10 protein-coding genes and 2 pseudogenes are annotated in these 9818 nt (G+C 67.0%); 9 read left to right on the top strand and 3 right to left on the bottom strand.

Features of this window, described 5'->3' with window-relative positions:
• The 4 genes and pseudogenes from ACKAE7_RS19725 to rsmD form a co-directional block, all read left to right on the top strand.
• Window positions 1-383 (top strand): annotated as a pseudogene (locus tag ACKAE7_RS19725) (thiamine-phosphate kinase); the annotation flags it as partial.
• A gap of 22 nt (window positions 384-405) precedes the next feature.
• The gene (locus tag ACKAE7_RS19720; RefSeq protein ID WP_104184836.1) at window positions 406-1392 is read left to right on the top strand and encodes a DAK2 domain-containing protein; all 987 of its coding nucleotides are present in this window, start codon (window positions 406-408) and stop codon (window positions 1390-1392) included.
• Window positions 1382-3649, top strand: a complete 2268-nt coding sequence (locus ACKAE7_RS19715; protein WP_408980082.1) for an ATP-dependent DNA helicase RecG — start codon at window positions 1382-1384, stop codon at window positions 3647-3649. The genes ACKAE7_RS19720 and ACKAE7_RS19715 overlap by 11 nt, the downstream gene beginning before the upstream one ends.
• Before the next feature lie 45 nt (window positions 3650-3694).
• The gene (gene rsmD / locus ACKAE7_RS19710; RefSeq protein ID WP_408980081.1) at window positions 3695-4318 is read left to right on the top strand and encodes a 16S rRNA (guanine(966)-N(2))-methyltransferase RsmD; all 624 of its coding nucleotides are present in this window, start codon (window positions 3695-3697) and stop codon (window positions 4316-4318) included.
• Between the two features lie 28 nt (window positions 4319-4346).
• On the opposite strand, the gene ACKAE7_RS19705 is transcribed toward rsmD, so the two are convergent.
• Window positions 4347-5132: a spermidine synthase gene (locus ACKAE7_RS19705; RefSeq protein WP_408980080.1), complete on the bottom strand. Its 786-nt coding sequence runs from the start codon at window positions 5130-5132 to the stop codon at window positions 4347-4349.
• Entirely contained in the window at window positions 5132-6361 is a 1230-nt protein-coding gene (locus ACKAE7_RS19700; RefSeq protein ID WP_408980079.1) for an aminotransferase class I/II-fold pyridoxal phosphate-dependent enzyme, read from the bottom strand. Before ACKAE7_RS19700 ends, ACKAE7_RS19705 begins: the two co-directional genes overlap by 1 nt.
• A 43-nt stretch (window positions 6362-6404) precedes the next feature.
• Here ACKAE7_RS19700 and coaD point away from each other — a divergent pair, with 43 nt between their 5' ends.
• The 5 genes from coaD (at window position 6405) to mutM (ending at window position 9517) form a co-directional block, all read left to right on the top strand.
• The gene (gene coaD, locus ACKAE7_RS19695; RefSeq protein ID WP_188808581.1) at window positions 6405-6905 is read left to right on the top strand and encodes a pantetheine-phosphate adenylyltransferase; all 501 of its coding nucleotides are present in this window, start codon (window positions 6405-6407) and stop codon (window positions 6903-6905) included.
• 123 nt (window positions 6906-7028) lie between these two features.
• Window positions 7029-7553 carry a DUF177 domain-containing protein gene (locus ACKAE7_RS19690; RefSeq protein ID WP_188728016.1) on the top strand — a complete coding sequence of 175 codons (525 nt, stop codon included), beginning with the start codon at window positions 7029-7031 and terminating at the stop codon, window positions 7551-7553.
• 36 nt (window positions 7554-7589) lie between these two features.
• On the top strand, window positions 7590-7793 hold the full coding sequence (gene rpmF / locus ACKAE7_RS19685) for a 50S ribosomal protein L32 (RefSeq protein ID WP_009356569.1): 204 nt from the start codon (window positions 7590-7592) through the stop codon (window positions 7791-7793).
• A 21-nt stretch (window positions 7794-7814) separates the two neighbouring features.
• Window positions 7815-8543 (top strand): ribonuclease III, encoded by a 729-nt coding sequence (rnc, locus tag ACKAE7_RS19680; protein ID WP_188809032.1) that lies wholly within the window; start codon window positions 7815-7817, stop codon window positions 8541-8543.
• Window positions 8544-8545: 2 nt separating this feature from the next.
• The gene (gene mutM, locus ACKAE7_RS19675; RefSeq protein WP_408980078.1) at window positions 8546-9517 is read left to right on the top strand and encodes a bifunctional DNA-formamidopyrimidine glycosylase/DNA-(apurinic or apyrimidinic site) lyase; all 972 of its coding nucleotides are present in this window, start codon (window positions 8546-8548) and stop codon (window positions 9515-9517) included.
• 35 nt (window positions 9518-9552) lie between these two features.
• Here mutM and ACKAE7_RS19670 read toward each other — a convergent pair.
• Window positions 9553-9818: pseudogene (locus ACKAE7_RS19670) on the bottom strand (NAD(P)-dependent oxidoreductase); the annotation flags it as partial.

The raw sequence follows: 9818 nt of genomic DNA, 5'->3' as shown, positions 1-9818 counted from the left end.
CGCGGCCACCACTGGCCGCGGGACCCGCCGCGAGGGCTGCCGGCGCAACAGCGATGCTGGACATCTCGGACGGCATGCTGCGGGACGGCCTGCGGCTGGCGGCAGCCAGCGGTGTCGCCGTCGACCTCCATCCGGGTGCGCTGGAGCGGCTCAAGGACGTCCTGCGCCCCGCAGCGGAACACCTGCACGCTGATGCCGGGGACTGGGTGCTCGGCGGCGGGGAAGACCACGGGCTGCTGGCCACATTCCCCTCCGGCACCCTGCTGCCCGCCGGATTCACTGCGATAGGCTCAATACAAGCACTGGGAATCAACGAGCGCCCGGTCGTCACGATAGCGGGCCGGTCCGCGGACACCGGGGGATGGGATCACTTTGCACACTAAGGTTGCCGCCAACGCGCAAGCGATGAAGAGGTGGTTGGGCAAGGCTGAGACGGCACTTGGCAACCACAGCGACCGCCTGAATGCCATTAATATTTTCCCTGTGGCCGATGGCGACACCGGGACAAACCTCTACGTCACCGTGCGGGCGGCCGCCCGGGCTGTGTCCGCCGGCGGGGACCAGCCCGCGCAGGTGGACGTGGGCGCCGTCCTGGCCACCGCCGGCCAGGCCGCAATGGAGGAAGCACGGGGAAACTCGGGAACGCTTCTCTCGGTGTTCCTGACTGCCGCCGCTGAGCCGCTCGCGGGACACACCCGCCTCACATCCACCCTCCTCGCAGCAGCGCTTAACCGCGCCCAGATCCGCGCCTGGTCAGCCTTGAGCGACCCCGTTCCCGGCACCATGCTCTCCGTCATGGAAGCGGCAGCCCGGGCTGCCGCGGCCGTGGATGCAGGGCAAAACGGTGACGACAGCAACCACGCCCTGGGCCTCGCCCTGGACGCCGCCGTCGAAGCTGCCCTCGCAGCCGTGATCCACACCGAGGACCAACTGGCCGCCCTGACCTCCGCGCACGTGGTGGACGCCGGCGGGGTGGGAATGCTGCTGATCCTCGATTGCCTGCGCTCGGCGATCCTGGGCGAGGAGCTCCAAAGCGAGCTCCTCGACGGACTGCACGGCTACGACGTGTCGGATCCGCACATCCACACCGCCATGCCGGACGACGACGGCGTGGAAGTCATGTGCACCATCAGCCTTTCCCCGCTCAACGCAGCCACCCTCCGGCAGCGGCTGGACGAGATCGGCGAATCGGTCATCATGAGCCAGGTGGGCAGCGGGCCCGATTCCGAGGGCAACTACCGGTGGCGCGTCCACGTCCACGTGCCCGAAGGGGAGCCCGCCGTCGAGATCATCCGGTCCCTCGGTGAGCCCGCCAACATCAGCATCAGCGAACTTGCCCTGCCGCGCGATCCGGCAGCGGATGCAGTGAACTCCAGCGGGCATGAGCGCTGAACTGGACCTGGCGCTGGAACGCCGGCTTGGAAAGCGTTCCGCCGCAGTCATTGAAAAGCACCTGGGCATCACCACGGTGGAGGGGCTGCTGAACTATTACCCGCGCCGCTACATGAACCGGGGGGAGCTGACCCCCATCAGCGAGATCCCGCGGGACGAGGAAGTCACCCTGATCGCGCGGGTCCTGTCCAGCAGCACCCGCCGCATGCAGGCGCGGCGCGGCACCATCACCGACGTCGTGGTTTCTGACGACGACGGAAAACAGGGACTTCGGCTGGTAGGTGGCACGGAGTACCGTGGCAAAGCGCCAGGGACCCTCAAAATCAGCTTCTTCAACGGTTACAAGGCCCAGGCGGAGCTGCTCCAGGGCCGGCTGGCCCTCTTTTCCGGCAAGGTCACCAGCTTCAAGGGATCCCTAGGCCTCACCAACCCGGACTACCAGCTCCTGGACGAGGACATGTTCAGTGACAACGGCCGCGATCCGGAAAAGATGGCCGCCATGCCCATCCCCGTGTACCCGGCCACGTCCAAGCTGCCCAGCTGGAAAATCCAGAAGGCCGTCTCCACGCTGCTCGAAACCGCGGACCTCGACACCCTGCCCGACCCCATCCCTGCCGACATCGCGGCACGGGAGAAATTCATCCCCATTGCCTCGGCCTACCGGCTGATCCACGAGCCGGAGTCAGCCGGTGACTGGCAGCAGGCCCGCCGCCGTTTCCGCTACCAGGAGGCGCTGGTGCTGCAGTCCGCGCTGGCCCGCCGCCGCGCCCAGCTTGCCGCGGAGGAAGCCACGGCCCGCAGGCCCGTCCCGGACGGTCTCCTGGCCCGCTTCGACGCCGATCTTCCCTTCACCCTCACTGCCGGGCAGGCCGCCGTCGGGGAGACCCTTGGGGGAGAGCTGGCCCGGGACACCCCCATGAACCGGCTCCTGCAGGGCGAAGTGGGCTCCGGCAAGACAGTAGTGGCGCTCAGGGCCATGCTGCAGGTGGTGGATGCCGGGGGCCAAGCGGCCCTGCTGGCACCCACGGAAGTCCTCGCCGCGCAGCATTTCGATTCGATCCGCCGCACGCTGGGACCCCTGTCCAGCGACGGCCTGCTGGGCGGAACGGACGGCGCCTCCGTCCAGGTCTCGCTGCTCACCGGATCCATGCCCACGGCGGCACGCCGCCAGGCCATGCTCGATGCCGCATCCGGAACCGCGGGGATCGTCATCGGTACCCATGCCCTGCTCAGCGGCAATGTTTCCTTCTACGACCTCGGCCTGATCGTGGTGGATGAGCAGCACCGGTTCGGCGTGGAGCAGCGTGACGCGCTCCGGGCCAAGGCCAGGAAGCCCCCGCACCTGCTCGTCATGACTGCCACGCCTATCCCGCGGACGGTCGCCATGACCGTTTTTGGCGACCTCGAAACGTCCGTCCTGAACGAACTGCCGGCCGGCAGGGCCCCCATTTCCACGCACCTGGTGGGGCTCGCCGAGAACCCGGCATGGGCAGGCCGTATCTGGGCAAGGGCGCGGGAGGAGATTGACGCGGGCCACCAAGTGTACGTCGTCTGCCCCAGAATCGGAACGGACGACGACGGCGATTTCAGTCCCGGTGAAGCGGCGCCACCGGCGGCGGACACGGAAGGCGACGGCGGGCGGGAGCTCGCCTCGGTGACCGCCGTCGTCGAGCATCTGTTGGAGGAGCCGTCCTTGTCCGGGGTGCCGCTGGCACCCCTCCATGGCCGGCAGGAGCCTGACCTGAAGTTCGGGGTGATGGACGATTTTGCGGCGAACCGCATCAAGCTGCTGGTGTCCACCACCGTGATCGAGGTGGGCGTGGACGTCCACAATGCAACCCTGATGGTCATCCTTGATGCCGACAGGTTCGGGATCTCCCAGCTGCATCAGCTCCGCGGCCGGGTGGGCCGGGGCGGGCTCCCGGGGACCTGCCTGCTGGTAACGTCACTTGAGCCGGGCCACCCCAGCCGGCGCAGGCTGGAGGCAGTGGCCGCGACCACCGACGGGTTTGCGCTGTCCGAGGAGGACCTCAAGATGCGCCGCGAGGGCGACATCCTTGGGGCCTCGCAGTCAGGCGGACGCTCCACCCTGAAGCTGCTGCGGGTCCTGGAACACGGGGATGTTATTGCCCGGGCACGGGAAGATGCACAGCAGATCGTGGGCGGGGACCCCGCCCTGGCGGACCGTCCCGAGCTTGCCGAAGCGATAGAGAAGTACCTCAATCCGGAAAAGGAGGCGTTCCTTGAACGCGGATAGCATGGTGCGCGCCGGATTGCCTGGCTTCGCAGACAGGAGTGCCCAGTGAGCCGGATCATTGCGGGGGCCGCCGGCGGCTCCCCCCTCACAGCCGTTCCCGGTTCCCTGACCAGGCCCACCACGGACCGGGTCAAGGAGGCGCTTTTCTCCCGGCTTGATGCCTTCAACGTCATTGCCGGTGCACGGGTCCTGGACCTTTATGCCGGTTCCGGTTCCCTGGGGGTTGAGAGCGGCAGCAGGGGAGCGCAGACAGTCGACCTGGTGGAGTCGGACGGGAAGGCAAGCGCTGTGTGCCAGCGCAACGCCGACCTCGTCAACGGCGTGCTGGGGCGCAAGGCCGTCACCGTGCACCGCTCGAAGGTCGAACCCTTCCTGGACCGTGCCCCGGAGACCGCTGAATGGGACCTTGTCTTCATGGACCCGCCGTACCCGCTTGAGGAGGTGGCGTTGAATGCCGCGCTCCAGAAGCTCGCACCGCACCTGTCGACTATCGCCGTGGTGGTGGTGGAGCGGTCATCCCGTTCCCCGGAGCCGCAGTGGCCTGGCGCCCTGGCCCGGTTCGCGGAGAAGAAATACGGCGAAACCAGGCTTTGGTACGCGGAGCCCAACGTGCCTGACGCCATTGACAAGGGCGACGTTCCGGAAGCGGCGGATCAGGCAGAACGCTAGCCGGGCCGGCGCCCGCCCTGCCCAGCGGTCAGCCCGCAAAGGGGTCCAGATCCAGTCCGGCCAGGACTTTCGCCGGGTGCGGCCCCAGGGCGGTCAGTTCGGTGGTCCAGTCCCGGGGCCACGGGGTCTGCGTGCCCGCAAGGATCACGTTTCCGGGGTGGCGGCCCTCGAACATGCCCGCTTCTGCGAAGGCAGCCACATCCGCCATGGCCTCCCGCATGGCCGCCACCTGGCTCCGGACCAGTGTGAGCCCCGGTTCGTCACCCACATTGACGATCAGCACGCCGCCGGGGCTGAGCCGATCCCTTGTTTCCCGGTAGAACGCGCTGCATGCCAGGTGCGCCGGGGCCTCCGGCCCGGAGAAGATGTCCAGGATGACGACGTCGAACCGGAGTTCCGGGTCCAGCCGGGCCAGTGATTCCCGGGCATCGCCCGTGACAGTGTGGAGGTCTGTGCCCTCGGGCAGGGGGAGCTGGCGCAGGACGAAGTCAAGCAGCTCGCGCTCCAGCTCCACGGCATACTGCTCCGATCCCGGCCGGGTTGCCTGGATGTACCGCGCCAGGGTCAGTGCCCCGGCCCCCAGGTGCAGCGCGCGGACAGGCTCCCTGGCAGGTGCTGCAAGGTCCACCAGGTGGCCGATCCGGCGGAGGTACTCGTAGAAGATCTCCTCCGGCCGGACAAGGTTGACGTGGGACTGTTCCGCCCCGCCGATGCTCAGGACGTAGCTGCCTTCGGTGAAGGCATCCGGTTCAATGGACGCGTGCTGCCCGGTGGTCCGCAGGAACCGCGCCCGGGTTTCACGCCTGGCGGACATCAGAGCCTGCCGCTGAGGGAAGCCAGGCGCCCGGCGGCCTCGTGCAGGACGCCGTCCTTCTTGCAGAAGGCGAACCGGAGCAGGCTTCGGGTCCGCTGCGCACCCTCCTCGTGGCAGAACACGGGGACGGGGATCGCAGCGACTCCCACCAGCGCCGGAAGCCTCCGGGCCAGGTCCACAGAGTCGGTGATGCCCAGGGGAGCAGTGTCAACATTGACGAAGTACGTGCCCTGCGGGGAAAAGACGTCGAACCCTGCGGCGCGGAGCCCCTCGCTCAGGATGTCCCGCTTCTTCTGCAGCGATGCCGCGATGCCCTCGTAGAAGGAGTCCGGCAGGCCCAGCCCCAGGGCGATGGCCGACTGGAAGGGGGTGCCCGAACTGTACGTGAGGAACTGCTTGACGGTCCGCACGGCGGCCACCAGGTCCTCCGGGCCCGTGAGCCAGCCGATCTTCCACCCCGTCAGGGAGAAGGTCTTGCCCGCTGAGGAAATGGTGATGGTGCGGTCCGCGGCTCCGGGCAGGGATGCCACCGGCACGTGGCTGACGCCGAACGTGAGGTGTTCATAAACCTCATCCGTGACGATCACGCTGTTGTGGGTGCGTGCCAGGTCGACGATCCGCTGCAGGACCTCCCGCGGGAAGACAGCGCCGGTCGGGTTGTGGGGGTTGTTCAGGAGGACAATCTTTGTCCGGGGGCTGAACGCGGCTTCGAGCGCTGCCATGTCCGGCATAAAGTCCGGGGCCAGCAGCGGGGCGGTCACGTGGGTTGCGCCGGACAGGCCGATCGCCGCGCCGTAGGAATCGTAGAAGGGCTCCAGCGTCAGCACCTCGTCGCCGGGCCCGGCAAACGCCAGGAGCGAGGCGGCGATGGCCTCGGTGGCGCCCGTGGTGACGACTACCTCGGAGGCGGGGTCGGGCGAAAGGCCATAGAAACGTTGCTGGTGTGCCGCCACAGCCTCCCGCAGTTCCGGGATGCCTTTGCCCGGCGCATACTGGTTCGCTCCTGCTGCGATGGCGGCCCGGGCGGCTTCCCGGATTTCCAGTGGTCCGTCCTCGTCCGGAAATCCCTGGCCGAGGTTGATGGCGCCTGTCTGGACAGCCAGGGTGGTCATCTCCTCGAAGATGGTGACGCCCAGCCCTCCGCCGGGGGAGAGGAGGTTTGCTCCGAGGGCTGTGCGCTGCCAGGGAGCGGGAGCCGTGGGCGCGGAAACTTCCCGTGGTGCATGCATCCAGTCATGGTATCCCGGCCTTCCCATGGGGTAGGTTCGGAGCATGAGACGCGCTGTCTGCCCCGGATCCTTCGACCCCATCCACAACGGCCATCTCGAGGTTATTGCACGGGCGGCCGGGCTCTTCGATGAAGTCATCGTGGCCGTATCCACCAACCAGGCCAAGAACTACAGGTTCACCCTGACCGAGCGCCTGGAGATGGCGCGGGAAACCCTCGCCTCGCTCAAGGGCATCGTGGTGGAACCCGTAGGGGAAGGGCTGTTGGCAGAGTATTGCCGGCAGCGGGGCGTCTCAGCAATCGTCAAAGGGCTGAGGTCGTCGTCGGACTTTGACTACGAACTGCCCATGGCCACTATGAACCGGCAGCTCAGCGGCGTGGAAACAGTCTTCCTGCCGGCTGAGGCGCACTATCTCCACTTGTCCTCCACCCTCATCAAGGAGGTGGCAGGCCTTGGCGGCAACGTGGCCGACTACGTGCCCCGGTCGGTGCAGCGGCGGATGGTCCCGGGCGAGCCTCCGCACAACCAGCACCCGAAAGGGTAGGCTTGTCCGGTACTTCGGCACTGTGCGCCGGCCGGTTTGAGTCCCCGTGGCTCTTCAGGCTAAGATGGTACGTCGGTCATATGTTCAACAGGAGTTCTCATTAAAAGAGATGCTGGTTCGCCCTTGGCGTTCGATGTCAAGGACCTCGGGCGCAGCCCGGGAAGCATGCGGACACTGACGGAACATGTACCCGCACCAGGTGACCTTGGTGTGGCGCTCATTGGCGTTCAGGAAGGCTCGGATGTCGAGCTGGACCTGAGGCTTGAGGCCGTACACGAAGGAATTCTGGTATCAGGTACCGTGCTCACCGAAGTAACAGGTGAGTGCGGCCGATGCCTGGATCCCCTTGCGTATGACCTTGAGGTCAATGTGCAGGAACTTTTCTTCTATGAGGGCGTGGAGCTTTCGGACGAAGAAGATAATGAAGAGCAACGTCGAGTCGAGCACGATGTAATCGATCTTGAACCGGTGTTGCGGGACGCAGTAGTGACCGCGCTGCCGTTCCAGCCGGTGTGCCGGGAAGACTGCCAGGGCCTTTGCTCCGAATGTGGAGTTCGCCTGGAAGACGAGCCGGGGCACCACCACGAGGTCCTGGATCCTCGCTGGGCTGCCCTAGCTGATATGGCTAAGCCTGACCGGCAAAATTGATGTGTACGTGTTTGTCTAGAGAGAAATGAGTTAGCCGTGGCTGTTCCCAAGCGGAAAATGTCTCGCTCGAATACCCGCGCCCGCCGCTCCCAGTGGAAGGCGACCGCCCCCCACCTGGTGAAGACCGTCGAGAACGGCCAGGTCACCTACAGCCTGCCGCACCAGGCAAAGGTCGTCACCGACTCGGCCGGCACTGCGCTGTTCCTTGAGTACAAGGGACGCAAGGTCGCAGACGTCTAATCGGCCACTCAGGCTGACATGATGTCTTCAACTGAAGAGCTTCTGAAGCGTCTCGGTGTCTCTATTGACGCCGGGACGCTTCGTCTTGCGCTCACCCACCGTTCCTACGCCTACGAAAACGGCGGCATTCCCACCAACGAGCGCCTGGAATTCCTGGGCGACTCCATTCTGGGATTCTCCGTCACGGACGCCCTGTACCGGGACAACCCGGACCTTCCCGAAGGCGACCTGGCGAAACGGCGTTCCGCCGTCGTCAGCACCCGCGCGCTGGCCGGCATCGGCCGCAGCCTGGGCATCGGGGAGTACATCTACCTTGGGCAGGGCGAAAAGCTCACCCAGGGCAAGAACAAGGCGTCAATCCTGGCAGACACCATGGAGGCCCTGATCGGCGCCACCTACGTCTCCAACGACATCGAGACAGCCCGCCAGCTGGTGATGCGCCTGATCGGCCCGCTGCTCAAGGACGCAGCAGCCCTGGGCGCCGGGACGGACTGGAAGACCAGCATCCAGGAACTGGCCGCCAGCCGCCAGCTGGGTACCATCCACTACGCCGTGGATGGTGCCGGGCCGGATCATGCGCGGACCTTCACAGCAGTCCTGCACGTCGGCGGCACCGCCTACGGGAAGGGCTCCGGCCACTCCAAGAAGGAAGCGGAGCAGGAAGCTGCTGCTGACGCCTGGCGGGTACTTTCCGGAGCCGGCAACCCTCCGGGGGCAGCCGCGTCCGCCGGTTCCGTCCCCGCAACGTAGCCGTGCCCGAACTTCCCGAAGTCGAGGTGGTCCGGCGCGGACTGGTGAGCTGGGTCAGGGGACGGACCATCGATGCCGTGGAGGTGGTTGATCCACGCTCGATCCGCCGGCACGCGCTGGGCACCGAGGACTTTATCGGGAACCTGCAGGGCGCCACCGTCAGGGACGTTGTGCGGCGGGGCAAGTTCCTCTGGATGCCGCTTCTGGACACCGGCGCCGGCGCGCCGGCGGAAACCCGGGAGATTGCCGGCGTCCCGCAGGTGGCGCTCATGGCACACCTGGGCATGAGCGGCCAGCTCCTGATGCAGGGCAGGGACGTGCCAGACGAAAAGCACCTCAAAGTCCGCTTCCGGCTCAGCCCGCGCAGCGGCATGCCCGACCAGCTGCGGTTCGTGGACCAGCGGATTTTCGGGGGCCTGTTTGTCACGGACCTGGTTCCAACAGACGACGGCGGCCCCGGCGGTCTCGGTGAATCGCCCCTTCCGCTGATCGCCGGAGAGGCGGCGCACATCGCACGGGATCCCCTGGACCCGGCCTTCTCGTTCGACCTTTTCTACCGGCGTCTCCGGAAACGCAAAACCGGGCTGAAGCGGGCACTGCTGGACCAGGGCCTGGTGTCCGGCATCGGAAACATCTATGCCGATGAAGCCCTCTGGCGCGCCCGGCTGCACTACGCCAGGCCCACGGACACGCTCCGGCGTGCCGAGGCGGAACGCGTCATCGCGGAAGCCCGGGAGGTCATGCTGGACGCCCTGGCCGCCGGCGGGACCAGCTTTGACTCCCTCTACGTGAATGTCAACGGCGCCTCAGGGTACTTCGACCGGTCCCTCAACGCCTACGGCCGCGAAGGCCTGGAATGTAAGCGCTGCGCCGCAGCAGGCGTGTCCAGCCGCATGAAGCGCGAGCAGTTCATGAACCGCTCGTCCTACACCTGCCCAGCCTGCCAGCCCCGGCCGCGGAACGGCCGCTGGTAAGGGAACGCTCGCGGGAGGCCGGATAAAGCAGCCGGCTACCGGGCGCGGTAGTGTCCGGCCAGCCTCGCCAGGCCCTCGTCAATGGATACTGCCGGTGCCCAGTCCAGGAGCCGGCGGGTTTCACGCTGGTCGAACCAGTGGGCGGTGGAGAGCTGCTCGGCGAGGAACCTGGTCATCGGTGGTTCCCCGGCCCGCCCGCCCCGGGTCCACAGAACTTCGATCAGCGATCCTGCCGCCCGCGCCAGGCCGCCCGGAACGGACCAGGACGGAGCCGGGGCGCCGCCGGCGGCGCAGATGCCCG

Source organism: Pseudarthrobacter sp. NKDBFgelt (genome assembly GCF_046097905.1).
In the GTDB taxonomy this organism is placed as follows: domain Bacteria; phylum Actinomycetota; class Actinomycetes; order Actinomycetales; family Micrococcaceae; genus Arthrobacter; species Arthrobacter polychromogenes.
Note: the sequence above shows the minus strand (reverse complement) of the source record. Positions and strands in the feature narration are given on the sequence as shown.

What these genes read in the sequence shown, in the direction of transcription:
- ACKAE7_RS19700 (WP_408980079.1), bottom strand. Translation starts at nt 6,361, where the DNA reads ATGCATGCACCACGGGAAGTTTCCGCGCCCACGGCTCCCGCTCCCTGG.
- ACKAE7_RS19705 (WP_408980080.1), bottom strand. Translation starts at nt 5,132, where the DNA reads ATGTCCGCCAGGCGTGAAACCCGGGCGCGGTTCCTGCGGACCACCGGG.
- coaD (WP_188808581.1), top strand. Translation starts at nt 6,405, where the DNA reads ATGAGACGCGCTGTCTGCCCCGGATCCTTCGACCCCATCCACAACGGC.
- ACKAE7_RS19715 (WP_408980082.1), top strand. Translation starts at nt 1,382, where the DNA reads ATGAGCGCTGAACTGGACCTGGCGCTGGAACGCCGGCTTGGAAAGCGT.
- ACKAE7_RS19720 (WP_104184836.1), top strand. Translation starts at nt 406, where the DNA reads ATGAAGAGGTGGTTGGGCAAGGCTGAGACGGCACTTGGCAACCACAGC.
- rnc (WP_188809032.1), top strand. Translation starts at nt 7,815, where the DNA reads ATGTCTTCAACTGAAGAGCTTCTGAAGCGTCTCGGTGTCTCTATTGAC.